Here is a 25898-nt window from a genome sequence, read left to right as displayed (position 1 = left end):
CGGCTGGTACGATTACCAGCCCTACTATCAAACTCCGAGTCTCCCCGGATGTAAGTTTCGTTATATGATCTTTTCGTATTTGTCCTCGACACCCCCGAAAACAGGGAATACATTCAGTCGTCCGGCAGCTTACCGGGTCCATGGGAATCTCACCCCTCCGTGGTTCTCACCGAGCCGCCCACAGGCGGAAGTCTCATTATGCCGTGATGTTTAAGCTATGCCGGAAGCTGTCCTGCACTTACCGCTGTGTACCGCTCGTTCCCTCAGTGGGAGTTCATCGCATTTACAACGGAGGTTGCTGCTCATCACGGGTTCGTGACTGAAGAATGTATATTCGGTTTTCAAAGTTCATGTACCTTTTGATCGGTACATGCTTATTCTATCTTTGAAGTGATGTTTTGCCGTGGGCCTGGCAGGGCCATTTTGGTAGCCCTCGTGGGGCCACTTAAAGCATTTTCAGAAGTTCCATAAGCTTTCCGATGATGTCCATGAGGATATTTTTGATTTTCTCCCTCTGAGAATCCTTTCCGGTCAGCAGATAATCCGTGCTGACTCCGAGCACGCAGGACAGTTCGATCAAAAGATCGATAGAGCAGGCATTTACGCCACGCTCCATACGGCTGATATGCTGCTTATTGATATCGCCAAGCTTATTTGCCAGCTCCTCCTGGGTAAGGCCACGAAGAACACGGATGTCATGAAGTCTCTTGCCAAATTCAGTCAGATCGAAATACATTTCTTTTCCTTTCCGCCTGTGCGGAGCAGAAGATACATATACTCGGGACCGGATCCGGCAGCCTGCAAAAGGGTGCACTAAAGAAAGGGTACCGATACTGCATTCCCGAAAAATGATAAAAATCACGTTTTTCGGGAGTGAGCAGTATATGTATCCTCGGCCCTTAATGCATGTCAGGCTTTCGATATTTTGTTAGTCTGGGGATTTGATTTGCCTGACCGGCGGAAAAGAGCAAAAAGAAAAGACCACCGGCAAGCACGGGTTACCAATGGGTATGGTTTCCCTGTGTTTGTCGGTGGCCTCTCATGTAATATATCTGGTGTAACCAGCCGAATATTCTAAGTATGTGACCTGGAGATGGTCTTATGCAGTCTGTTTCATCTCAGCCATTCCGTCGTTATACCGTTCAATTGTAATGAGCCTCTAAGACTCAGAGCGTAGGGACATGTTCCTGTCCCTTGGGAGCATAAAGCTCGATTGTGTCTCGGCGTCGTCCCTTAGGTGTGCGAACCATGACGGATCTGCACTTGGGGCATGCGACTTTGAATTCGCCTTTGCTGTTCTGATATGCTGTGACAAGCTGTCCGCAGTTGGAACAGTACCAGGAGAGAGGACGCCATGAATTGTCTTCGAATACAGCCATCCAAGTTCTCCTTATATGTATCAGAATGTAGCGAGCTGCGGTTTCAGCCGTTTAACGGCATAGACCGGGATCAATTTGTGTTCTTCTGTAAGCTGGACCTTTGTAGCATTGCGGCAGTGGTCACATTCCATCCAGCCTTCCGTTTCCTCTAAGTAGAGGGCACGGTTTACCTTGCCGCAAATGGGACATTTAACATCATATGTTCTCAATACTCAAACACTCCCTTTCATGGATTATTTGGCCCAAGTGCCTTGATGACATGCTTGGCTACGCCCTGGACAGTCAGATATTTCACCCTGATCTCCTCGCCAGGATATACCGCTTCATTTCGATACAGAAGACGTGCTTCAAGCGTCTCTTCATCTATGCCGCCGTAAACCTTAAGCGTATTTTCGTTATCGCCGGTAAGGGCAACAACAATATCGCCAACCTTTACATCACAATCAGTTCTGATAACGACCATATCTCCGTCATCGATGCCCGCATCAACCATGGAATCACCGGACGCCTCAAGAATATAAAATTTGCCCTTCCCGAAAAGGGAAACAGGAAGGCTTATATACTCTCTGATACTTTCTACTTCCTCCTCTGCTGTACCACACGGAATGGATCCAACGAGAGGACAGGGGGCAGATTCGGGAGCAAACTTATTGATCATAGGTGTACGAATGGTACGAGACTTACCATCATACTCGATCATTCCACGACTATCCATTTCAACCAGGTAGCGAAAGGCGGTTGTTTTAGGGATACCTACACCCAGAGCAATTTCATTCACAGAGGGCGTTGTATGCTTATCGCAGAAGTATAGATCAACGTAGGAAATGATGTTCTCCATCGTTTCAATGCTCATTTTCTTCATGGTTTTAATTCCTTTCATTTGACAACGGAACGACTCGTTCCATTGACTACATTATAAAACCCCTTGATCCGAAAATCAAGGGGTGACAATTTTAACGGAACGCAGGTGCATAAAATAGCGTGCACCTCACATCGCTTTATAATTTATACCTGGGACTAAACGCCATCTTTTCATCATAACTTCCACAGCTCATATCCCTGCCGTCTGGCAGAGTCATAAACTGGCTGCATATTCTTCTGCAGGATAAAAGTAAATTCTTCTCTTGTGTTTCCAGGCCTGTACAATTCCTGGCCAGCCCAGATAGAATGCAGATTATCCCGAAAACATGCCTCATATAATCTTCTGATGCCAGGCTTTTCCTGAACCATCTTGTATAATAAATACTGATTACCTGCAAAACGTAGGAAAAACGGATCCCACTTAGGCAGTCGATTGCTCTTGGAGGAATTGAGCGAGGAATCCATCGGCATTAAATTCCAAAGCTCGTCATTCATCACAAAACTCCAAGGGATGAAATGGTCTACATCATAAGCTTTCCTCTGTATAAACTCATCTGTAAACACATCTCTGACCGGCTGGATTTCAATAATCGCATCCCAAAGCTTATGTACATGCTGCAGTTTACGCATCCTTTCATCCAAAGGTGCCAGCTTATATACCAATCCGGGAACTTCCGGATTATTCATCTGCAGCCACTTAACCTTCTCGTACTGAATCCATCCAAGAATAGAAACTGTATTGTCCTGGATCATCTTTGCCCAAACAGGACTGATGTGGACTTCCTTTTTCAGTTTGCTGCTTTCTCCCAGCGTATAGGGCAGAGTTATCACCGTGTTATTGATACGCTGAATATACTCCACCATTCGCACGGTACTATTCCAGTTTGCAACTTCATCACTGCGATGAAAAAATCCCGCCAGTGCCCTATAGGGAACCATATTGGTGAGCTGCTCTTTTGCGGCTTTGAGATCTTTGTTGTGCTCGCGAATTGCGTTTCGGATCTCCGTCTTTGATGCATTCGAAGGCAGATCACTGAGCTCTGCCAGCAGTATAACCGCCCTTTCCAGACCATCCCTAACAGCGCCAGCCTGTATTCCGCTAAGGTGAATATGGAACTCTCTGACGGAATACCAGGCATTTGAGATCATCTCATCAATGATCTCATCAAAGGTTGTTTCCAGACGACCTTCTGAAATCAGGATCACCAATGCCTCTAGCCAGTAGAACTTATAGCAGTAGGAAGGATCCTTCATCATGAGGGAGAAGCTCTCAATATCCAGCGTATTGATATAATCGCCTTTTATTGTCAGCTGATAATCGACTTGTGAAGGATAATATTCAGCCATTTCTCATTACTCCGTTCCGGTCGGACATCCGCAGACACCCACATCTTTTCAATCGTTAATTCTGGGAAGGCTCTGATAAAATCTCTAAAGGCAGCTTCATCAAAGTCTGTAAAATACCGTTCTCCACGGAAGCCCTCAAATGCGCCATACTTGAAGGACGTATAGATATAACCCTGCTTCTTCAATGCCAATATCATCCGCCGGAAAATGTCCGGTTGTTCCGTTCTTCCTGCATGAAGGATAGAAGAGCAGGCCCAAATACCATCATAGCAATTCTCATCCTGCAGTTCCTGAAACAGCAACTTACGGACCTGAACGCCGGTATATGCTGACGCTACTTTGCAAAGTTCTTCAGAACCATCCGTTGCCACAACATGATACCCTTTTTCAAGGAAATATCTGGTATCGCGTCCGGATCCACAACCAAAATCCAATATAGAAGATTCCTGCGGGAGGAAAGAGAGAAATAAGTCCTGTGTATCATGGAAATCGACGGACTGGGTTCCAGCAATAAAACTAGCAGCATTTTGATTGTAATAAGACAGCGTCTTATGTTCGATATCTTCAAACTGCTTATCCCATCCCAGCTTGATCTGCTCAATCAGCTCCAGATCTGCCGGTAGCCAGTCCACACTATAGAGCTCATCCTTTGAAAGCCACTGACTGTCCGCCGCTTCCAGTAGCGTTAACTCACCGGATTTCACCGTGCACCAGAAGCAGTCCATGGACAGATGGAATGCCGGGTAATCATATTCAATCGTGTAGATCAATTCTCCAACATCAATGTCGGCGGTAAGTTCTTCTTGAATTTCACGACGCAGCGCCTCCTGTGGTGTTTCTCCTGGTTCGATTTTTCCGCCAGGGAACTCCCACATCCCCTTATAATCACCATAACCTCTGGCTGTGGCAAAGATACGATTATTCTCTTTTATCACCGCAGCGACAACACGGATCGTTTTCATAAGCTATGAGACTCCTTAAGGCTGTTTTATAATGCAATGCTCTTGTTTGCCTGAGGCAGAAGCTCTGCCGGGATTGCAGTATGGAGATTCCAGATAAAGTTTACCGGCTGCTCTCCGTTATGGCTCACATAATCAGCGTTGCCAAGGAAGGTAAACGGTGCTGTATAAGAACCATTTCTCTTATACTCACGAACAAAGAGCGAGATGGCATTTCCGCTTTCGCGATGATGAATGTATCGCTGGATTTTAGGACTTGCCTGTCTGTCTCTGCTTTGCGTCTGCCAATGGAAAAGATGTGCATTAATCGCATAATCCTCATACATGGTAGACGGAGAGAAGTCTTTCTCGGATTTATTCAGGTTGATAAAGAAGACATCCGTCTTCTTATCTTCAAAGTACTTTACACCCTCTCTGAATTCCGGCGAATCCGTTTCAGAAAACAGTCCGAATGCGGCCATGACCTGATTGGTGTTATACCGGCAGTGCATCTCAAGAGGACAGGTAAAACCATACTCATTTCGGCGTGATACAAAACCCAGATGACTGCGGTTGTAGCGCAGGATCTGCAGAACCTCGTCTCGTACAAAATCAGTTCCAAGTACTGCATTGATACCGGCATCGATATCTGCAAAATGCAGCTGCTTCGGGTGTTTTTTGTAAAAGGTGTAATACAGCATGTTCCGCATCAGACGCTCTTCTTCAGAAGCGGGTGCTGTATCCCCCTCAATATACCGGATCCAATAATCCAGAAGCTTTGCGGAATCAATATGGAACAGGCCCGTCAGCATGCTGTAGACCTTGTCATCAACATCCCTAGTATTCTCGGTCAGTCCGGCCCATTTCTTCAGTCGATGAAGGGAACGAGCGCCGGTGTTCTGATAGAAATCATAAAGAGACAGATTATATTCGGTCAGGAAGTTATCCAGGGTAAGCGGAAGACCAGTATCCTCTTCGAAGGTTCTTACCTGCTCAATGAGCGCAGTCTTATTGTTATCGGTCTGTCTCAGATTCTCCAAGACATAGCTCTTTGCGTATTTTTCAAGCTCGATATAACAGCCTCTCGGAAGATTGGAGAAGCCTTCCTCAACCTGCTTACGCAGGGACTTCCGGCCCTTGCCAACCATGGCCTCGAATTTCATGGCGAATTTATACTTCTTATTTGCCTGGCCAATAAAATCCAGTACAGTCAGACACTCCTTACCGGGAGCCAATCGAAGGCCACGGCCAAGCTGCTGCAGGAAGATGGTTGCACTTTCTGTAGGACGAAGGAAAAGCACGGTGTCGATCACCGGAATATCAACGCCCTCATTGTACAGATCCACAACGAAGATAAAGTTGATCTTACCACTGACCAGCGCTTCCTTCGCATCCGTTCGAATATCATCTGCACTCTTAGAAGACAACGCAATAGACGGAACTCCGTGATCATTGAAATACTTCGCCATGTATTCCGCATGCGCAACACTGATGCAGAAGCCAAGGCCCTTCACAGAATGAATATCCGTCACATATTTTTTTACGCTGTTTAAGATCAACGCACAGCGGATAGTATCCGCAGTATATATCTTTTCCAGCTGACTGGTATCGTAGCGGCCGCGAACCCAATTTACATGGGAATAGTCCACATCATCGGATACACCATAGTACTGGAAGGTACTTAGAAGATTCCGGTCGATGGCATCGCCTAAAAGCATCTTGGAGGCGATACGCCCATCAAAATATCCCAGAACATCCTTGCCATCCATTCGATCCGGTGTTGCCGTTAAGCCCAGAAGGATCTGAGGCTCATAGTAGGACAGAAGTGCCTGATACGAATCGGCTGCGGCATGATGGAATTCATCGATGACAATGTAATCGTAGAAATCCTTAGAGGTCCATTCTGTAAATTTCGCAGAATTAAAGGACTGAATGCTGACAAAGAGATGCTCAATGTCTGTCGGTTTGTGGCCGTCCACGTAGAGCTCTCCGAAGTTGAAGTCATTTAAGACTTCCTGAAATTTCTGGACACTCTGCTCCAGGATTTCCTTACGGTGTGCAACGAAGAGCAGTCTGGCTCTTGGATGAGTCTCCTTAAATCGTTTATAGTCAAAGGCGGCAATAATTGTCTTACCAACTCCGGTCGCAGCATGGATCAGATTTTTATAATGTCCATAAATTTCTCGTTCCGCAGAAAGCTGGTCAAGAATTTCCTGCTGGTAAGCATATGGCCGGATCTCTACCAGGAGCCTACGGTCAGTCCCCGTATGGAACGGTGTTTTCGTCAGTTCCTCACGAAGCTTCTTACAACACTCCGGATCGTTAGGGTCAAAGGTCTCAAAGGATGCATCGTTCCAGTAGCTTTCAAAGGCTACGGAAAACTTCCGAACAATATCAAAGGATTCCTGTTCTGTGACCTTCACGTTCCATTCTAGGCCACCGGTAAGGGCAGGATTAGAAAGATTCGATGAACCAATATAGGCCGTTGTGAAGCCGGTATTTCTGTTAAAAAGGTAGGACTTAGCGTGCATACGAGCATGGTTTGTTTCGTAATTGATCTTGACCTCCGTATTCGGGAGCGATGCGAGGACCTCAATAGCCTTGTAGTCTGTCGCCTGTGTATAGGTTGTCGCAATCACGCGAAGACGAGTACCCTCACGCTTTGTGAACTCTGTAAGTTCCGAAAGAAGCGGACGGATCGCACTCCATTTAATAAAGGAGACCAGAAGATCGATCGTATCTGAAGTAACGATCTCCCGCTTGAGCTCTGATAACATGCTAGGCTCGCTTTTGGCACCGGTAAACAGTGCATTTTCCACCAGAGATGTCTCCGGGCGAACCGCTTTCATTGCTGCAATACCTCGGGCAGAATCCAGCTTCTGATAGAGAGAGGTAAGCACCTCGCCCTTTTCAAGAATGATATTATCCTCAAAATCAGGCTCTTCTGCATGCGCAGCGATATCCCTGACAATGGCATTGCACAGCTTTATCTGTGCCAGAAGTGCCTCTGAATCCTTGCTACTTGGATAGCTTTCACGAATGACCTTTAGACCTTGACCGATAACATAGGAAATGTAAATAGTCAGAATTCGTCTGGCATCATCGGCAGAAAGATTCTCCAACTCAATATCGTATTTTTCTTTATCAAGCAGAGCCAGCTCATTGCTGATGCGTGTATTCACGATCTGCTCATAGATGCCATTTGAAAGCATGCGAAGTACCTTCTTTCTTGTTGCTGTTTCAGTTAATCAAAGATTTTCTAAGGCATTATTTAACATAGTTCTATATTGTTCGACCACTTTGATCGGTCCAATGATCTTAATACTGTCACCAAAGCCAAATACCCAACGGTAGAAAGTCGGGCTGGTGCAAACCATGACTTTAGCCTGGAAGTGATCTTCATCCACCGGAGTGGTATCTACATCCAAGCCAAAATTATCGATCAGCACCTTCATGGTCGATGCTTTGCAGAGAAGGGTAACTTCCTGCGGCTCATCGGTATCGTACATCCGGAATACGGATTTGCTGTACTCTGCGATGCTGTAATTTTCCGGCTTCGGAACTGCAGGATCCCGGAGAATGTCCGGCTGCTTTTCTATACGATCCAGGCGGAAGGTTCTCATGGCCTGGCGTTCATCACAGTACCCTCGTAAATAGTAGTAATCGCCATCCCACATCATCGTATATGGACTGACAGTATAGGCTATACCATCATTTGTCAGCTGACGCTTCTTGTTGATGTCATAGTCAGTATAGCAGAATGATATCTTTCTCTTGGTATCGATGGCCTCATTGATAGCATCAACAATGTAATATCCTCGCTCATTATCAGACTTAACACGGTCTGATGCATAGATGTGACGGCGAAGTTTCACCGCACTATGCCGGGGCACGAGAGTGAGAAGCTTGTTGATAAGTTCCTCACTCTTACGCTCGGTAATGAACTTGGAAGAAGAGACCGCATCAATCAGAATCTTCAATTCCGGTACGCTGAAAAGCTGACCGTCAAAGTAATACTTGTTCTGAGTTGAGTGGATGACTTCTACCTGCAAATCGCAGTCACTCAGCATAAGAAGATCATCACTGATTGTATTGCGGCTGACTTTGATATCATATTTTTCTTTCAGCATCTTCATCAGCTCGACCGTTGACTCAGGATGATCCGGATCCGTATTCTGGATTAGATGCTGGTAAAGATATAGAATTCTGAGTTTTGTTCCGTTTTCCATACTGTTTACCTCATGGAAATGGCTGGATAATTAAAAAACAAGGATGCCCATCAGCCATTCATGTACACTTTTGACATAGCTATATTCATCTACCGGCACACTGTAACTATCTTTGGCTAGTTTATTGATAATGCTATTAACCCTTAAGATCCAATCTGTTTTAGGGTCTTTTCCACCTACCATATTTGCTTCTTCAGGTCTCACCATGGAATCCTCAAAAAGAAGGGACCAGTTCTTACCATTAAGGATTATAGGTTTGCATTCGGCCAAGGTCACATAATCCCAAATAGGAATCTCAACATCCTCATCATCATTACTGATCTGTTCATACCGAGCCTCATCAGCCTCACCCTTGGCACGCGTATAAATGGCTTTAGGCAGACCTTTGACGAGCCAGCTGTCGCCATAATACTCTTCAAGTCTGGATGAAACTATAAGTTTAATTTTAGACTCAATTTCACGAAGCATACTCTTGGTTTCTTCGTTATATACCTTAGTCTCATTCTGCCAGTATTCTTCCAGGCCTTCCGGATTAAAATCAGGTCTCGCATCAGAAACAGCTTTCTGATATGCTCGCCAGAAACGGGTGTCTGCGCCACCACCGAAATATCCTCTAAGATCTTTTCTCTGCTCAGCAGTAAGGTTGTTTATATAATCTGCAAGAGGTTTCAAATAGTAGCGAATAAGACCAAACATGTCATCAAGGTCCTGCGACTTCGGTGAAATCATAGCTTTGTCAACTAGCATGTTCACAATATCGTCAATCACACGGATAACACCTTGAATACCACGGTTCATAGTCAGCATTCCACTGTCGCGATCACCTTTATTCCATTCATCAAGGCAGGCCTCTCGAATGTATAAAAGACATTTTTCTATAAACGGATAGAAAAGGTCACAGGTTTCTTGATTATTCTGGCAATCAAAAGTGCCTGATTTCTGGAGGGCGTTCTTTTTCCCATAGGTATCAAAGAACCGGCATTTTTTTAATGCAGACTGAATCGCTTCTACGGTAATACATCTTTCCGGTGTGGACTCATTCTCACCAATAACAACCCTGCCATGGAGAGGAGAAGTGGGTTCCTCACCGAGCATCTGAGCAATTTTAGAACGCAATGCCTGTCGCTGCTCGCTAAAATCAGGAGACTCCCACAGCATATCTGCATTCAAGGTAACTCGCAGAGATTTCGGAACCGCTTTTTGATTCTCATTAATATCCATAAACAGTTTAATCTGTTCTGTTCTTTCCAAATCCACAAATGCGACAACGGGAATAGTATTGGTTGCTGCATATTTTGAGTCAGAGTATCCGTAAAGTCTGTGCTGTCCGTCAATAATGTATGCTGAACGATATCTCTTCGGGATATGTAATATTCCTATCTTGGATATAGTCCCATCAATCTTAGTTGAGGATTGGTCAAATGCTAGACCTTTTCCGTTTGAATCAATGCTGATGATAATTGAATTCGGGAAGTATCCACCATCATTAATAAAAGCGCGAACATCCTGAAGACGCTTCTTTTTAATAATTCGCTGATATGTCGGCATCATATTTTGATTGGCCTCAGATCGATGCAGCACATATCCAATTTTCAGCAACTTTTCCGGCTCTATAGAAAAGGAGTAGTATGTATATCCTCCCATCTTGCCTTGGATTGCAGGGACTCTGTCATCCATGTTCTTAATTTCCTGGTTCGCAAACAAATTACCGAGAAGCTGATATCTAGAACATGAACCAAGATGCTTTGCCAATTCGCTATAGTACTCAATAGCTGAATCATTAAAGTATGCAATGCCTGCCTTGTCCAGAAGAGCAAGATCTCTCCGATTGGTAATATAATTATGTGTAGCCCAGATGAACTTTGTTTTTCGACCAGGATACTGTTTCAATATTTCTTTTCGAATTCCGGAGATCTTAGAACTAAATTCTTGGATTTCATCAGCGAAACTTCTTTCAGTCACCTCGTCAGTCGCCTGGCAAACAACGACCAAAATAGTTTCATCGTCAACCGCTACGACACTGACAGGATACTTCAGACTGTCATCATGAAAATCATAGCTAACTTCGAAAGGGCTTCCTGCATTCATTTCTGAAAAGCCCATATTAGCAAAAAGAAGCCATACTAGGTCCTCGAATTGTTCATTTGCTGGTTTTTCCTTGGTGATGCCTACAAATTTGGGGCTCTTATATTCTTTCGATTTTTCCCATCCCTGATCAATCATTGCCGGAAGGTCAGAAGCAGCAATCTTCATTGATACAAAGATTTTTTTGCGTAAACTCTTTTCTGTGGACAATGCTCGTTCGGATACCATCTTAGTCCAATCAGTCCGTTCCATTATTGGTGCTCCTTTCCGGAATATTTGTAAAAATGTACTCTTTGATTTTTCCGCGGTAAGCTTTTTTCCCGCCAATCAAGCTATTTCTTTCTAATGAAACCATGCGGCCTCTAGAAGAGAATATTTCTTCGATTTTTTCATGAGCCGCATTTGTTAGAATATAATACGCTCCAATGGAATTGATATAATCAATCAGCTCGCCAAGACGGTACTGATCTTCTAGTGAAAAAAATCTAGGATTATAGCCGAGGAAACCGTTGTCTCCCTTTGTAACAGCATAGGGAGGATCTAAAAAGACTAGATCTTCTGGCGATAATAACGCTCTAATACTATCAAAGTCATGACAACTCAAATCGGCATTTGAAAGCTTTTTACTTGCGTCCGTCAGCCGGTCATAGTTGAATGAAACAGACCTTTGGCCATAAGGAACATTGTATTTCCCAAGCTTGTTAACTCGGTACAATCCATTGAAGGAAGTGGCATTAAGATAAAGAAAGCGAGCTGCTCTCTCCACGGGGTCCGTGGGCTCTAATGCACGAATCCTATAGTAGCTATCCGAGTCCGTGCTGCAATTTTTCAGGCAGTCGATGACGCTTTCAACATTATCTCTCACGCCAGTGAATGCGTTTATCAAGTCCTCGTTAATGTCAGAAAGAAAACTTTTGTTTTTTATATCAAGAGCAAAAAAAATGGAAGCTCCACCCATGAAAGGCTCAAAGTAATTGTTATATTTCAAGTCTGCCGTCAAGTCTTGGACAAATGGAATAAGCCAGGATTTACCGCCAGCCCATCGTATAAAAGATGTTATCGGTGCCATTCGTATTCCCTCACAAGTTCAATCAAATAGTATTTGGCTCTCGTGTATGCTATATAATTAAGATTCTCTGACGCATCGCGCGAGTGGATATAAACAGCCATATCTGTTTCTAATCCCTTATATTCCGCCACGGATGCAATCTGGATTTCGTTATCCATCGCCACTTCACGATGAACGAAGTTCCACTTAGCAATTCCATCAGGATATTCTGACTGAAAAGCCTCAACATCATCGATGATCAGAACCAGTGAAGAATTAGGCAAATACTCATCGTCTAAATACTTCCTAAACAGCATTTCAAGTCGGTGGGTCATCTGACCTTTTTCTGTTATATATTCTGTAACTGGCATCGGGCCTTCAACCGGATTAGATATTACATCTGTTCCGAGTTGCGTTTTTTCAGCAGTCCAATTATAGATATTCGCAGTATTACGAATATTTTCATGAAGCAGGTAAGGGCGTGATTCTATCGCAAATCCGTTATTAAAACTATCCTGCCGCAATATTTGAACATCGTCATAAAACACACCCAGTCTGGAGTTCGTATCAACCAACAAGGTGTTTACAAATCGAGCTAATTCTTCAGTAAGATCCTGCGCTTCATCAACATATATTGCATCATAGTGTGGATAGACCTCCCGAAGATGCTCCATTACGCCTGCATAGAAAGGTGGAGCCAACAAACCAATCTCCTCAACACATTGATCTAAAAGGTCTGCAAGATCATATACATCTATTCCTTGCGACAGCGAGGCTCGCACCTTCTTTGCGAGATGAGGAGATGCACACATGAATAATGTTTTTTGATGCTGTGAATAAGACTCCTCCGCCATCTTCATAGCAATCCAGGTCTTTCCGGTTCCAGCGCCACCTCTGATATAAAAACGGTTCATGTTTTTCAAAAAGTAAACGTACCCGTCCTGAACACGATTTATAACGTCAAGTTGCTGGTCCTTATATTTTACCAACGCTCCTGCTGCTGCAGAAATAGCCAAACGTTCACGAATCAATTCCATCAAAGCCGCATGCTGCCCGCTAGGATAAAACCAACGGTATTTTTTACCTTTCCACAGGCGAAACATGGATTTAATCTTGCTGTGAATGGAGTTCAAGTCATTACTGTCTATCGTGCAATCACGATGTCTTTTGTCCAGCGTAACATCCGGTCCGATTGGATAAAAAGGGAAGACTGCACCTGCACCAAAAATCCCCTGATAATCCATATTGAACTTATTGGAGAACATTTGCGTGAAATAATACATGCTACGTTCAGCCTGGTCATATGGAGAACGTTTCAATTTTCGCTCGCCATGAGTATCATCCCCGACATACCAGACATTATCCTCGATACGAATATTGCTGCCACCTTTTACCTCAAGACAAAGAAACCCATATTCAGGGCTCGTCACGATGAAATCTGCTTCAGACTTTATTAGTTTTCCATCTTCAGAGTCTGTCCATTTGACAGAATAGAAGACTTCGAATGTGTCCGGAAGCTGGGTTTTCAATTCATGATATACAATTCTCTCTGAATCGGTAGGCATATATTCTGATATGCTCTTCGGATACATAATGGCCATTAATTACATCTCCCAAAAACCAATAGTAGGGGTTGATACACCATCTATCGAATACAGATACTTACGACCAAGCTCTGCATTGAAATGGTTGCAGGAAATCTCAGGAATAATCAGACATGCACTGCAAGCAGTATCATCACGCTCTGTACATATCGGATCAAACACGCAATTTTTTGACTCGTCAAGAACCTTCCTCAGGAAATAAGCATAGCTAGATTCAGCCATGCCAGACAGCGCTCCGAGAGGGATGCCCTGACTGGTTTGCGCATAAATAAAAATACTTGCGGTTTCTGCAATTATAATTTCAGTAAGTGAATTACTAGATAAGCCGCTTATTTCACCAGCTGCATTGATAAAGGCATGTGACATGGAATGAAGCAGTGCAAAAACATTTTTGGTAATGACTTCCTGTGCATCAATGTCACCAAACATAGATATGACATCACTATGCACATACTCAGAGAACCACTTTTTTATCGCCAGTTCATCATCCATATCGGGAAGGATTTCTTCTCTAATGATTCCGTTCCTGAAAAGCCACTCAATGATTCTTCTCTGACTAATTTCAAAAAGTATTCCTTCTGTATCAAGCTTCGCACCGTAAACCAAGTTAGCCGTGCCATCTTTAGTACGATCATATGCATTCAGTTTTAAGCGGCAGTTTCTGTTATTTGAATTTTTAGGATCCGCAACTTTACGGGAATATCCATATGTGCAATTCACAATTTGAATATCGCAGGACACCTGCATATTTGCGATTCCCATACGCCGGTTCAATTGCAAAATTTCATCAGCAGAATCGATGAACTCCATATCTAACTGACGCTGAATGGAATCTTGTAGAGATATGGTTCTCTTTGCATATTTGATGGTATTGTACTGCATCAACTTAAAAGAGAAGTTATTCAACCATTCGTTATAGACAATTAAATTCTCAGCTTTCTTTTTTGCAAACAGTTCATCGCACGCAGCTACATACTGCTCCACGCTTCTGGAGCTCTGGCCACTTGCGTTTGTCTCCAGAATTTTATTAACGGCCGTTTCAAAACCAGATTCAGGTACTAAGCCGATAGCAATTAGGCCACGAACCTGGTCTTCAGCTTCCTTTCTTCTGGAGTCACTTCTAAATGCATCACTGAACGCCAGCTCAATATTGTTCAGAATATATTCAAAGTCTTCAGTCGATATTTTGCCAAACCACCGTGCAACAATAGTTTTTTGCGCTTCCAATCCTTTTTCATAGAACTGACCGCTTCCGGCATCAACAAGATTGATAATTCTCAATGTAAATGGCTTATAGTTTCGACCAGAACTGGCGTTGTCTGGAACAAGCCTCGAGTTGCAGTTCGGGCACATCTGCACAAATTCTGCAGGCTTCTCACTATTTCCACTACGATAGAACATCTTGTACTGAGATTCGTTAGGTCTGAATTTGAAATCCTTAACTCCGCGCACAAAGGGAATTTTAACCGGCTGTGCATATCCGCACTCGCAAGAATAGATCATCTGTAACTGCTTTACAGAACGCTTTCCGCAATCAGGGCACTTCCATGTGTATTTATCAACCTCGTTTGCTCCACGTTCTTCAAAAGCTTTTCCGCAAGAGCTGCAATAAAACACCAAGGGAGAGATTTCACCAATAATGTCTGGAATACCCTCATTACAAGCAGGTTCGACAATGCAGAAAGAATGTGCTCCATCCTCAACGTTAAAGGCGCTGATGTCACCTTCCCTTTTACCAAAGAGGCGGATCTGGCGCTTGATTTCACCTTCTATAAAGTTTTCATAAATACCCGTCATTCTAATATGATTCCAGTTTCGAATCCGGGCGGTTACAGCATCGTTTGATTCTGTCTTCTCAGAGACCCACATCTCCGGCAAAAAACGATATACAGCCTGATTTTTGCTTCTCTTCATATTTTCGCCCTCTTAGATCTTAATCTCAATCTGCTCTTCGGTATCACGAAGACTAGTCATCGGCTTTTTCTTACCTCTTGAGAATTTTGCGATGGCATCAGAAAGGAATTCATTCTTGTCGAAGTTTCCATTACGGATGCCAGTGAGGATATTGGTCACTTCTTCACGAATAGTTTCCTCGTAGGCGAGAGAAAGCTTTTCCTGAGGATTGCAACCGTATATTGCAATCAATTTCTCAATAGCATCTTCAATATCAATAGCTCCTTCGGTAAGCAGCTTTTTAACTTTCACAACCGAATAAAGATTATCCTCACCAACTTGTACTGTGTAATACTGCATGATCAGTCCAGCAAGGAGGCCAGGAAGGGTGCTATAAATAGCATTTTTAGCCCATCGGTTAATCGGCACTGATTCAACCAGATCATCTCTGTTTTGATGGAATACCACAAAATTCTTGAGGTAGGAGCGATCGCGAACTCGCATCAACCTAATGATATCAATAACAATGCCGGTGTATTTTCGGCCGGTTCGGGAATAGGCCTGAATATACTCCGCATTATTATTAGGCATTCCGAAGAAATACATCACATTAAATGAATCTTCATCGACACCATGCGAAATCGTACTGGTTGCCAAAATGAGATTTGTGCTTTCATGATTTTTATGATTAGCCTGGATATCAAAGAGCGTTTTTCTAACATCCTGGAAATCAATATCACTTGTCATCTGTTTAATAACAAACCTAGGAACGCCTTTGGCTTCCAGATAGTTGTTACCCTGGTTTTGGAAGGCATTTTCCAGTTCCATTGCATCTTGTTTGCGGTTGTTATACACAAGCTCGATCCAGTAGTCATAGAGCATGTCTTTATACTGCTCTAGTGTTCCGTCAAACCCATTTGCACATATTTCCTTATAGCCTTCTTCGAAGAACTGAATCATCCGATAAACAACAAGGCGCATAATATAGACAGATTCCCACATGCCATCAGTAATAGAACGGCCATAGGGTGCATATCCTAGCAGAATTCTTGTTATGTCTTTCTTATCCGTATAGGAGTAGAAATCTTCACCGCTCTTAACAGACGGATATTCACAAGGGAAGCGTCTGCCTGCCATATGATACAGATTATGAATATGTTCCTTGTACATAGAAATAGTGGCCGTTGCTCCAATAAAACGAACCTGCTTTCTCTGAGAATGAGGAACAAGTTTTTTTGCGTAATAACTGATAAAGGATTCGTAATGAGCATCGAAAGTACCCAGACTTTCTTTAACAAGATGCATCTCATCCTGAATAAACAGCGTAGGAATAGGATCTTTCAGTAAGCCTACAGTTTCTAAGGTGTTACGGTTCTTGCATGCATCACAAGCACAGTAGGAGCTACTGGAAAATCCGTGAATGCGGCAGCGTTTTTTTACCTGGCCGAAAAGGGTACGGAATTCATTACTGGTTCCCAACATTGCCATCTTATCGATTGTACTTACAACAATCGAAGGGAGGTATCTGTAAATTTCACTGTCGACTATCAATAGCGGGAATACGCCAATTTTGCATTCTGGATTGTCACAGATATGCTCCAGTTTCCATGTGTCTCGGTTAAAGCGGACATTAACCATCTTTTTCCCACAGCATGGACAGGTATCAATAAAGCGGTAGTAGTCGTTTAATGTATCTTGATCACTTTCAAGAATTAAGCTCTTTGACTTTCCTTTTTCTCCGCGGTCACTCAACATTTCATATGCGTTAATCTTGTTCGGCGTATTGCTTTTTCCAACAAAGAAGCCAACCTGGAAAGGATTTGTGAAGCACAGGTCATCGCTCCGTTCCCTGATAATGTTTGCTTTCATTACAATGGTAAGAACACGGTCCAACTGCTGCACTGCCAACAGACGAAGCGGATACTTCAAAATAGCAGAAATACCATCGTTCTTTCCTCTGAGGCGATCAAAGAACATAGCAAATACACTGACACCCAAGAAGGCCTCAGTTTTACCACCACCGGTTGGGAAGTATAGTAAATTTGCCACTTCGATATCGACTTCTGCGATAGTTGTATCATCCGGATATTCACTCCGAATAACTTCGCAAATCAAAGACACAATAAAAACAATCTGGAAAAGTCTCCATCCAACGATTGTGCGATGCTCGCCCTCCATTTTGTGCCTGAAGGTCTGGTTCATGTAAAGAAATGCTCTCTTTACATTGTCTTTATATTTGATCTGATCAATTCCGTTCTTGAAACGATTGATTTCACGCTGGTATTCTCTTAAAGCTTCAACAAATTTTTCCTTGGCAATATCAGACGCAAAAGAAGTAGAGCGCAATTCTGCCTCACAGCGAGAATAATCCTCTCTCATGGCATTATAGATAAAAGTGAGATTGCCAATCGGGTCCGCGATTAAATTGTCGAATGTAACATACTGATTGTAATCATCCTTGGTCTTTAACCGCATCTGATAGTACTTGGGAATATTATCAGTACAGATGGCGTTTTCTTCAGGGATATATCTGGCTGAAGTATTTTCGGCAACAGCATAAACAAGCGAACGCTCTTTGTAGCTGCTCTTGAAATAGTCCAATTTGATATCCTGGAATACAATACCTTCATTTCCTCTAACAAGCATCCCTGCGTTAAAAACTTTAGGAAGGTATCCTATATTCTTCTTTCCTTCTACAGGAGTCTTATTGACCATTTGCAGAAGGAACCTCAGGCATTCACCCTCATCAATCACAGTGCAGTAAATATCTATATTCCAACGAGGCTGAACCTTTTCTTCCCTTACTGCAGTTTTCAGCTTAAAGGCAGTCTCGTCCGCAAGATCAAAAAAAGTTACGCGATCTGCCTGGATAATGGCGATTTCATTTGCAATCCGATCTGATAACTCTGAAAGCCTTTCGTTTATCAGATCTTCCAGATGAAAAGTCCTTCCCGGAAGAGCATCTAAATGGATTTGAATACCACCCCCCATCACATCCGCGATACTTATCTTTTTATAAGTCAAAGGAAGGTAGAATTTCTCTTTCGGATAACGCTCACATAACTGATCTATCGACTCGTAATGGAAGTTATCTTTTTCGCGATATTTGGTCAGCATATACTCAACGGTCTTTTGATAGTCTGGTTCGACAGAATAGAAAAGAAGACCTTGAGGACAAATGTTAAGAACTCCAGTCTGATTCTTTTTCACAATAAAAGAGAGGCTAATAGACGGAACGCTTTCAAAACGAGTGCTGTTGTTTTCAACATATCCTCCGGCAAAACTGTCGTCTACACGATTTTCTGCCAGCATACCTACCATTACACGCTCTGCAGGGTCCTCGTCTACAAAAGTATCTCCAATATCACTTCCGGAAACGCGTTCAATGTACTTGGAGACAATGTAGTCTGCCATAATGTTATAATTGTTTGCCATACGCTATCTCCTTGTATCTATGATTTCAAAACTCATCCTTTAGCAATGCTGAGGATGGTGTATGTTTTTGAATTAGGGCCAAAAGAAAATGACTCTCCAACTTTTTTGCCGATAATCCCCTTCTGCAAAGGATATTTTTTCAAATCAACCTGTATTTTGGCCGTAGCTCCAGTTTCTTTCACCTTGGCTGTAATAATCACTTTATCCGTAACTGCCGGAAGTGAATCTGAACGGTTGGATGAAGCGGTTCTTAAGATTGTTTTAGGTGTATTTTGCCCGTCGGTCGTCTTGGGACCTCTATGAACGGGTGTAGGGACAGAAGAAGGAGCCACTTTCATTCCCGCACAATTAATGATCTCTTCCATAGGTGACCCTGGAGTAAGATCACTGATAACATACAATACATCACGTGCTCTTGAACAAGCCGTGTACATTGAACGCATCTGGCTCTGAACCTTGGATTGGTCGTCTTCATCCATTTTTTTGATAGCAGACCAAGACTTGATTTCTTTCTTCGACTTTTCGCCAAAAACATAGTTGTATGGATACAGACCGGTAAAAATAACTGCCTTGAAATCCAACCCAAGAGAAGAATCGATTGTTGATACAACAACTCCCGAGGTTTCACTGTACTTTTTCTTTGCAAAAGGATCGTCATCTGAAGATGTGATTAGGGAATACGGTATACCTTCTTCATCCAAAGCTTTTGTCAGCCAATACATGAAGAAATACTTAATGATTTTATGCTGCTTATATGGAAACAGCACAGCAATATCGGAATATCCGATTTTATATTTGATAGCAATTTCCTTTACAGCCGCGATTACTTCCTTTTGGATATCCATCCGGTTTACAGCGGTTTTAACCTTAAGAGCAACTGTCGGATTATCTCCAACCTTAAAGGAGTTATACTCGTACTCCATAGAATTAATCATATCCAGCATGGAAAGACGGTTATTCATCAGGGTGAGCATATTTCGGATGTACTCACCGATTTCCTTACTGTTGCGATAATTCTTTTCTATGTATCTAACACGGCCGGTGAAATCGAGCTTGACATCAGGAATACGTTTCCAGGGAGCATCACCTTTACGGCTAAGGGATCGAACCGCTTGATTAAGGTCTCCAGCCATGAGAAAAACGCTGTCTTCTCCTGGTTCAAGAAGCAGATAACAAAGTTGCAGATACAAAGGGTCAAATATCTGCACTTCATCGATAAAAATAGCTTTGAAACGCAGCTTAACCTTGCCTGAACGAACAAGCTCTATACACGCTTGAATCTCTTCATCGGTAGCTATGTTTGTGGCACACCGAGTATGCAAACACTCCTCATAGATCTTTTTCACAAGTTTGTGAAGCGTCATAATGTAGAGGTGATGGTTCTTACCGAAGTTTGCACAGCTTTTTTTGAAGTTGTAGGAATCGGCCAGGTTGTTGTTAAAGCATGTAAGCAGCACATTTGAGTCTTTATACATACTGGCATACTTGAACGCTTTGGATAAAAGCAAAACGCTCTTACCTGCACCTGGGTTTGCAAGAATGACCCTGTGGCCTTTACCCATGTCGTTGACAACAGCAACCTGATACTCATCCAGGAAGAAAGTCTTGTATTCTTGCTCGCGTCCGGTGATTCTCAAATCCTCATCGGATATTGCTACCTTCTTCGATTCAATACGGACATTTTCAGTCTCATTCATTACGACCGTATATTCCGGCGCTAGGCGCTCGAAAATAGCACGGCACTCTAAATCCGATATTTCAGAGAAGGATTTGTCGTAGGATTTTCGGATATCCCCAAACATTTGGAGATCTTTTACAAGTTTCTCTTTACCTTCAGAGGTGATTGGCTGAAAAAAGCCATATGTCGCATAGGAGTACAATCTCTGCAATTGGGCTTTTGAGCCAGAAGCCATTCCCAGCTTCTCATCAGGGAACATGACAATATGCTTGTACGGGAACTTCAATACCTTATAGTCTCCATTACGCACGATTAGCATTTTGGAATCGAGTAAACGTGCATAAATCTGGTCTTCAACCATCTTTACATACATGAGATATGCGTCGATCTTAGCGGGATCCAGTTTACCCTCATAAAGCGAATATGTAAGAAGGCCTTCTGTTGAAGAAATATACATGCCCATTTTTACAGAGGCAGTACTCATACCCAAAGGATCAATGCCAACCGCAATATGGCCGCTCTTGAAATTTCGAGCAGCATTTCTCAACAAAGCCTTTTCGGCTTTTGTAATATGATCTTTTCTCTCATAGTCCTGTGGCCATAAGCGAATTGCCATAATAGTATCCTCGTTTCTTAAGATTAGACCTGTGGCTCTTGATTACTACTTCTTAAAAGACGTATTTCGTTCTTGGGTTTCAGGTTTATCCGAAGTGTTTGTTTTTATGTATCTTCCGCTTTTAACGCGTCCATCTTTAGGCTTTTTTGCGTCTTCAGGTATTGCCCAGTAGGAGCCTATTTTCATCGCACCGGGAATTCTTCCATCTGCGCAGAGATCATTAATCCATCTGGGCGATATATTCCATTTTTCTGATGTTTGTCTGATCGATAAATAACTCATACAAATCTCCATTCATTACAAAAGGGCATACTACTCCAACTATTTATTCTACTCTAAACCTCGCGGAAAATCAATTATAACATGCGCGTCTATTGCCCAATTTTTTTGTCACCTCACCAAAAATCAGTAATTCGCAAGCAGGGTGCGCGGGCGCCCTTTTCAGAATTTCTATTCCGAAAACTTGTTGGGATAATCCCAATCCCTTCTTGATCATCGCAAGCGATGGCTACGCATTTCTTCGAAACGCTATACAAAAAAAGACACCGGATAGCAGCCAAATGGGCCACTATCCGGTTACAATCATCTGTCTTTTGTCGATTTCTTTTTTTGAGATTCCTCCTCGCCATGATCTTCAGCATAGAGCGTTGCGATGTTTCTCTGTGCGATCAGAAGCTCCTGCACCTCATCGCGGACCTGTCGGTATTCTGCATACATTCTCTTCTTGTCAGTAAGGACCTGGGCGTATTCGGTGCTCAGGTCTTTTACTTTGGGAATCTTTTTTACGCCAAGTTCATCGAAGGCTTTCTTCGCTGCTTTATGAAGGGTGATGGCCTCCCGGTGTTCTTTCAGGAAGCGTTTGCTGTAGCCGGACCTGCGGTATTCTTCATAGACAGCCCTGGTCTTCGAGTAGTTGACGATGTGTTTTTTCAACACACCGATCTCGACAAGTCTGGTTTCTGCCTTCTTGATGTCGGCAAGCAGAGCATCCCGCTTAGCAACACCGGCCGCAGCTGCAGCATCCAGATCATCAATAGAGTCCAGGCCTTTATCTCTGAGGAAGAGCAGCGTCTGGGACATCTGCTTCAGATTGAATTTCTTAGCCCAGCGTTCATAACCGGCGCCACGCTCCTGAAGCTTTGCCTGAATATCGATAACAAGGCTGAACCGCTTTTCGGCTTTCGGTATAACAATAGGCGTATGCTCGGCAGTACCATCGAGAACTTTTCGCAGCTGCGCTTCCCGGTAACCTTCCGGAAGTGAGCTCAGCCGGATAAACCGTTTCTGATTTTTTCCTCGGACAGATACATTCTTGCCTTGCTTGATTTCATACTCAGCAGCTTCCAGCAGCTGCAGAAATTCATTGAAATCCTTTGGCTTCTTTTCTGCATTTAAGATGCGGTCGATATCTTCGCAGAGCTGATCTCTGAGCTTCGGACGGCGAGGGAAGACGGTTCGTTTCTGCCGTTCGCTGTAGGGCTTTGGCGCAATAATCGACAGACCATTCTCCAGGCAGAGCACATCACTGAGTCTCTGAAGTGCCAGTCCGGACAGATGAAAATCTTGAAATTTCCTGGCTCCGTCCAGTGCAGTGGAATTAAAAATGACATGGTTATGGATATCCGTCGCAGCGTTTGTTCGCACCCAGAACCTTGGCGATGCTCTGGGCCACAGACGGCTTCTCAGCCAAAACAAGTTTGCTCAAGACGAGTCCTCCTTACATAAAAATTACCTCTCCAATCTCCGGGATGGGAGAAGGGAGAGGTATGTAAGGATCAAATGTATGACTTCATTATATGGTTGAGTTTGTTTTCTTGCTCTAGTTCGTATCTATACATCGTTCCTTCAGCGTTCATAGCTTTTTTCGATATTTCATAATACTTTTCCGCTAGTGGTGATAAAAAATCGACTATTTCTTGTTTTTCATGTTGTTCTAAAATAGCCTTTCTAACGGTATCGTCTAAAGTTCTTTCACTACATCCAGTAAATTCTAATAGTTTTTTCCAAGTATCATTTACGGTTTCTAGTAATACAGGAACTAGCGACGCGATTTTTTCTGCGTCTTCTTTTCTGGTGTTATATTGTTCTATGTTGTCTAGATTTGCATATGCATCCCGAAACTCATGATATAGATCAAAGAATACTTGGACGTACTCTTTTGCAGTCATCTTATCAATTTTCCCATGGTATATATTGTGATAATAGGTGCTGTACGCATGCTCAATATCAGCCAGTCCTCGAGTTAATTCGCGATAAAAAGAAAGCGTCTTATTTAACTCATCGACCTCTCTGTTTTTAATTCCAGCCACAAATAGAAGAACAACGCCTGACAACAAACCTGTTGCAATTCCTTGCAGAATACCCGTTGCCTCTTCATAGCCCCCAGGACAACATGAAATAATCAGAAGAGCCACGGCTAAAACGGCAGTACCAATAGTGAATTTTTCGTGTTTGGACATATTTTTCATTCTACAACCATTCTCCAATCTCCAATCTTTTTATATTACTATTATACGACTCATGGTGTCCAAAATAAAGGACTTCTTATGTATCAGGCAGCCTTTCGGCCGCCCGGGCATCGCCCTTATTGCTTATTCGTCCTCGTCATCAGGCTGATAGCTTTCAGTATAGTCATCATCACCCTCAGGATCTGCCTCAGCATCATCTACTTCGTCCTCCTCAGGAATATCGTAGACATCCTCATCGTCATCATCCTCGCTGTAGTCTGCATCGGGATCAGGACGCTGCTGTTCGGCAGTCTTTTTCTTCTTGGTCTGCAGATAGAAATAACCGCCACCTGCACCAGCCATCAGGAGTATGACCAGAAGGATTGGCATGGGATTCATGCCCTTCTTTTCAGGCTTTGCCTCCGGTTCTTTCTCGGTAGTAGTCTCATCTGCAGGCTTCTCTTCAGTCGGAGTCTGCTCAACAGGAGCGGTTACGGTAGGCTTCTGATAAGCTGCCTGCTGGTCCTCATCCAGAAGTGCAAACAGATCCGCTTCATCAACCAGGTTCAGGAAGTGGACATTTTCCTCGCCCTTATCATCACGATCGATGATGAGATAGAAAGTGTTTCCTGACTTAGTGACCATGGTGATGAACTGCTTTCCTGCACCAGTAGGACTTCCCACATCATCCAGAAGAGTCAGGTTACCATCGGGAGTGAGGGGCGGGGTGGAAGTGTCCTTGAAGAACAGTCCCATAGCCAGATCCATCAAGCCATTCAAAGCTTCCTGATCGATAGTGATATTGAAGCTGCCATCAGGGTTGATGTTGGAGATACGCTGTGCCTGGGAAAGGGAGGGAGCTGTCTGCGCCATGTCCATGGCCTCCATAAAGATTTCCTGCTCTTCGGGTTTCAGGTAAGACAGTTCCACCGCAGGATTGAAGGATATCTGCTTCTGATCCACCATCTCCAGAAGGTCGGGGATCAAGTTGGTAAGACGGATGAAACGAAATACCGTAGCCTCACTTTGTCCTGTTTCTTGTGCCACCTTGCTTCGCGAATTCTGCTTCTGTTCAACTTGAACAGAAGTGTGCTGACCTTGGTGATTCAAAGCATCCAGCTTCATCTTATAAGCAAAAGCCCTCTCACTAGGCAGAATGCTTTCTCGCTGCAGGTTGCTGTCTACCATGAGGACCGTCGCTTCATCATCCGTCATATCACGAACAATGACCGGAACCTCATCCAACCCTGCAGCTTCAGCTGCGTGAACTCGCCGGTGCCCGGAGATGATCTCATAACCGCCATCTTCCAAAGGTCTTGCGATGATGGGAGTCAGCACACCGTACTGGGCAATACTTTCGGTCGTCCTCAGCATCGCCTCATCATCGACTACCTTAAACGGATGATTCTCGAAAGGAACCAAATCAAGTATCGAAATACTCTGAATGCGTTCCTGTTTTGCCTCAGCGCGGCTCGCATCTGTTTCGAAGATATCATCGTAACTGCTCAAGCTGATGTTTGCGCCTTTTTTCGGCATCATGGATCACCTCCTTTGTAAGCTGCCTGTAGGCATCAGCTACCTTTCCGCCGGGATCATGAGCAAAGATGCTCTTGCCCTCGGCACTGATCTCGGCTGCACGGACAGACCTTGGTATCTCCACATCGAACACCTTCAGCTTACTGCCATAGGCTTCTCGGATAAGAGATGCGATCTCCTTGGCGTTGTTTGTTCGGGAGTCCACCATTGTGAGAAGAATCCCTTCCACCCGAAGCTTTGGATTGATCTGCCGTTTCACCTTGTTGACTGTCTGAAGTAACTGCTCCAGACCTTTTGCGGACAGATACTGTGCCTGAACCGGCACCACCAGCTGGTCCGCTGCAGCCAGTGCATTGACCGTTAGCATTCCAAGGGAAGGCATACAGTCCAGGATAATGAAGTCGTATTCCTTTTTCAGAGGCTCCAGGTACTGCTTCAGAACCGACTCGCGGCTCATAGCATTTACCAGAGAAACCTCTAATCCTGACAGTGCAATGCTCGCAGGCATCAGGTCCACGCCTTCCTCGTGAGTCAAGATACCTTCCTTTAGGGGGATAGGGATATCCTGCATGACCTTTGCCATCTGATCGGATACCGTCACCGGCAGGTCATCCGGCCTCGGATAACCTAAGGAAATCGTGAGACTGGCCTGCGGATCCATATCCACCAGAAGGACTTTCTTACCTTCCTGCACCATGCCGATACCAAGATTCTCAGCTGTGCAGGTCTTACCGGTTCCGCCTTTCTGGTTTACACAGGCGATAACCGTTGCTTTGTTCTGCATTTCTTTGTAACCACCTCC

The 25898-nt window shown here is 43.7% G+C and carries 17 protein-coding genes and 2 pseudogenes; all 19 read right to left on the bottom strand.

Annotated elements, in window-relative coordinates; translation table 11 throughout:
- Window positions 1-445: 445 nt before the first annotated feature.
- The 19 genes and pseudogenes from I6E42_RS09490 to I6E42_RS09400 all read right to left on the bottom strand — a co-directional run bounded on the left by I6E42_RS09490 (window position 446) and on the right by I6E42_RS09400 (window position 25880).
- Window positions 446-736, bottom strand: a complete 291-nt coding sequence (locus I6E42_RS09490) for a helix-turn-helix domain-containing protein (RefSeq protein WP_235371680.1) — start codon at window positions 734-736, stop codon at window positions 446-448.
- Between the two features lie 869 nt (window positions 737-1605).
- Window positions 1606-2241 (bottom strand): LexA family protein, encoded by a 636-nt coding sequence (locus I6E42_RS09485; protein ID WP_235371679.1) that lies wholly within the window; start codon window positions 2239-2241, stop codon window positions 1606-1608.
- Window positions 2242-2414: 173 nt separating this feature from the next.
- Entirely contained in the window at window positions 2415-3587 is a 1173-nt protein-coding gene (locus I6E42_RS09480) for an HNH endonuclease domain-containing protein (protein ID WP_235371678.1), read from the bottom strand.
- Window positions 3548-4099: a class I SAM-dependent methyltransferase gene (locus I6E42_RS09475; RefSeq protein WP_328284100.1), complete on the bottom strand. Its 552-nt coding sequence runs from the start codon at window positions 4097-4099 to the stop codon at window positions 3548-3550. Before I6E42_RS09475 ends, I6E42_RS09480 begins: the two co-directional genes overlap by 40 nt.
- 75 nt (window positions 4100-4174) lie before the next feature.
- A pseudogene (locus I6E42_RS09470) lies at window positions 4175-4549 on the bottom strand ((deoxy)nucleoside triphosphate pyrophosphohydrolase); the annotation flags it as partial.
- 26 nt (window positions 4550-4575) lie between these two features.
- On the bottom strand, window positions 4576-7737 hold the full coding sequence (locus tag I6E42_RS09465; RefSeq protein WP_235371677.1) for a DUF3427 domain-containing protein: 3162 nt from the start codon (window positions 7735-7737) through the stop codon (window positions 4576-4578).
- Between the two features lie 36 nt (window positions 7738-7773).
- Window positions 7774-8754 (bottom strand): helix-turn-helix transcriptional regulator, encoded by a 981-nt coding sequence (locus I6E42_RS09460; protein ID WP_235371676.1) that lies wholly within the window; start codon window positions 8752-8754, stop codon window positions 7774-7776.
- A gap of 30 nt (window positions 8755-8784) precedes the next feature.
- Window positions 8785-11091: a DGQHR domain-containing protein gene (locus tag I6E42_RS09455; RefSeq protein WP_235371675.1), complete on the bottom strand. Its 2307-nt coding sequence runs from the start codon at window positions 11089-11091 to the stop codon at window positions 8785-8787.
- Window positions 11078-11908 carry a DNA adenine methylase gene (locus I6E42_RS09450; RefSeq protein ID WP_235371674.1) on the bottom strand — a complete coding sequence of 277 codons (831 nt, stop codon included), beginning with the start codon at window positions 11906-11908 and terminating at the stop codon, window positions 11078-11080. Before I6E42_RS09450 ends, I6E42_RS09455 begins: the two co-directional genes overlap by 14 nt.
- On the bottom strand, window positions 11896-13488 hold the full coding sequence (locus I6E42_RS09445) for a nuclease-related domain-containing DEAD/DEAH box helicase (protein ID WP_235371673.1): 1593 nt from the start codon (window positions 13486-13488) through the stop codon (window positions 11896-11898). The genes I6E42_RS09450 and I6E42_RS09445 overlap by 13 nt, the downstream gene beginning before the upstream one ends.
- 3 nt (window positions 13489-13491) lie before the next feature.
- On the bottom strand, window positions 13492-15405 hold the full coding sequence (locus I6E42_RS09440; protein ID WP_235371672.1) for an FmdB family zinc ribbon protein: 1914 nt from the start codon (window positions 15403-15405) through the stop codon (window positions 13492-13494).
- 12 nt (window positions 15406-15417) lie between these two features.
- The gene (locus tag I6E42_RS09435; RefSeq protein ID WP_235371671.1) at window positions 15418-18819 is read right to left on the bottom strand and encodes a DEAD/DEAH box helicase family protein; all 3402 of its coding nucleotides are present in this window, start codon (window positions 18817-18819) and stop codon (window positions 15418-15420) included.
- Between the two features lie 32 nt (window positions 18820-18851).
- Entirely contained in the window at window positions 18852-21113 is a 2262-nt protein-coding gene (locus I6E42_RS09430) for an AAA family ATPase (protein WP_235371670.1), read from the bottom strand.
- Window positions 21114-21158: 45 nt separating this feature from the next.
- Window positions 21159-21395, bottom strand: a complete 237-nt coding sequence (locus I6E42_RS09425; protein WP_235371669.1) for a helix-turn-helix domain-containing protein — start codon at window positions 21393-21395, stop codon at window positions 21159-21161.
- Window positions 21396-21695: 300 nt separating this feature from the next.
- Complete coding sequence (locus tag I6E42_RS09420) at window positions 21696-22634, bottom strand: relaxase family protein (protein ID WP_412761300.1); 939 nt, start codon at window positions 22632-22634, stop codon at window positions 21696-21698.
- A gap of 36 nt (window positions 22635-22670) precedes the next feature.
- A pseudogene (locus I6E42_RS12925) lies at window positions 22671-22757 on the bottom strand (hypothetical protein); the annotation flags it as partial.
- 131 nt (window positions 22758-22888) lie between these two features.
- Complete coding sequence (locus I6E42_RS09415; RefSeq protein ID WP_235371667.1) at window positions 22889-23572, bottom strand: hypothetical protein; 684 nt, start codon at window positions 23570-23572, stop codon at window positions 22889-22891.
- A gap of 132 nt (window positions 23573-23704) precedes the next feature.
- Complete coding sequence (locus I6E42_RS12920) at window positions 23705-25096, bottom strand: CD1107 family mobile element protein (RefSeq protein ID WP_412761299.1); 1392 nt, start codon at window positions 25094-25096, stop codon at window positions 23705-23707.
- Window positions 25053-25880 (bottom strand): ParA family protein, encoded by an 828-nt coding sequence (locus tag I6E42_RS09400; RefSeq protein WP_235371666.1) that lies wholly within the window; start codon window positions 25878-25880, stop codon window positions 25053-25055. Before I6E42_RS09400 ends, I6E42_RS12920 begins: the two co-directional genes overlap by 44 nt.
- Window positions 25881-25898 lie beyond the last annotated feature (18 nt).

The sequence above is a fragment of the Pseudoflavonifractor phocaeensis genome, assembly GCF_021531815.1.
Classification (GTDB): Bacteria; Bacillota; Clostridia; order Oscillospirales; family Oscillospiraceae; genus Lawsonibacter; species Lawsonibacter phocaeensis_A.
Note: the sequence above shows the minus strand (reverse complement) of the source record. Positions and strands in the feature narration are given on the sequence as shown.

Excerpts from the sequence above, each read along its gene's own strand:
- I6E42_RS09440 (WP_235371672.1), bottom strand. The coding sequence starts at position 15,405 with ATGAAGAGAAGCAAAAATCAGGCTGTATATCGTTTTTTGCCGGAGATG.
- I6E42_RS09460 (WP_235371676.1), bottom strand. The coding sequence starts at position 8,754 with ATGGAAAACGGAACAAAACTCAGAATTCTATATCTTTACCAGCATCTA.
- I6E42_RS09430 (WP_235371670.1), bottom strand. The coding sequence starts at position 21,113 with ATGGCAATTCGCTTATGGCCACAGGACTATGAGAGAAAAGATCATATT.
- I6E42_RS09425 (WP_235371669.1), bottom strand. The coding sequence starts at position 21,395 with ATGAGTTATTTATCGATCAGACAAACATCAGAAAAATGGAATATATCG.
- I6E42_RS09485 (WP_235371679.1), bottom strand. The coding sequence starts at position 2,241 with ATGAAGAAAATGAGCATTGAAACGATGGAGAACATCATTTCCTACGTT.
- I6E42_RS09400 (WP_235371666.1), bottom strand. The coding sequence starts at position 25,880 with ATGCAGAACAAAGCAACGGTTATCGCCTGTGTAAACCAGAAAGGCGGA.
- I6E42_RS09415 (WP_235371667.1), bottom strand. The coding sequence starts at position 23,572 with ATGTCCAAACACGAAAAATTCACTATTGGTACTGCCGTTTTAGCCGTG.
- I6E42_RS09455 (WP_235371675.1), bottom strand. The coding sequence starts at position 11,091 with ATGGAACGGACTGATTGGACTAAGATGGTATCCGAACGAGCATTGTCC.
- I6E42_RS09445 (WP_235371673.1), bottom strand. The coding sequence starts at position 13,488 with ATGGCCATTATGTATCCGAAGAGCATATCAGAATATATGCCTACCGAT.
- I6E42_RS09465 (WP_235371677.1), bottom strand. The coding sequence starts at position 7,737 with ATGCTTTCAAATGGCATCTATGAGCAGATCGTGAATACACGCATCAGC.
- I6E42_RS09435 (WP_235371671.1), bottom strand. The coding sequence starts at position 18,819 with ATGGCAAACAATTATAACATTATGGCAGACTACATTGTCTCCAAGTAC.
- I6E42_RS12920 (WP_412761299.1), bottom strand. The coding sequence starts at position 25,096 with ATGCCGAAAAAAGGCGCAAACATCAGCTTGAGCAGTTACGATGATATC.
- I6E42_RS09490 (WP_235371680.1), bottom strand. The coding sequence starts at position 736 with ATGTATTTCGATCTGACTGAATTTGGCAAGAGACTTCATGACATCCGT.
- I6E42_RS09450 (WP_235371674.1), bottom strand. The coding sequence starts at position 11,908 with ATGGCACCGATAACATCTTTTATACGATGGGCTGGCGGTAAATCCTGG.
- I6E42_RS09480 (WP_235371678.1), bottom strand. The coding sequence starts at position 3,587 with ATGGCTGAATATTATCCTTCACAAGTCGATTATCAGCTGACAATAAAA.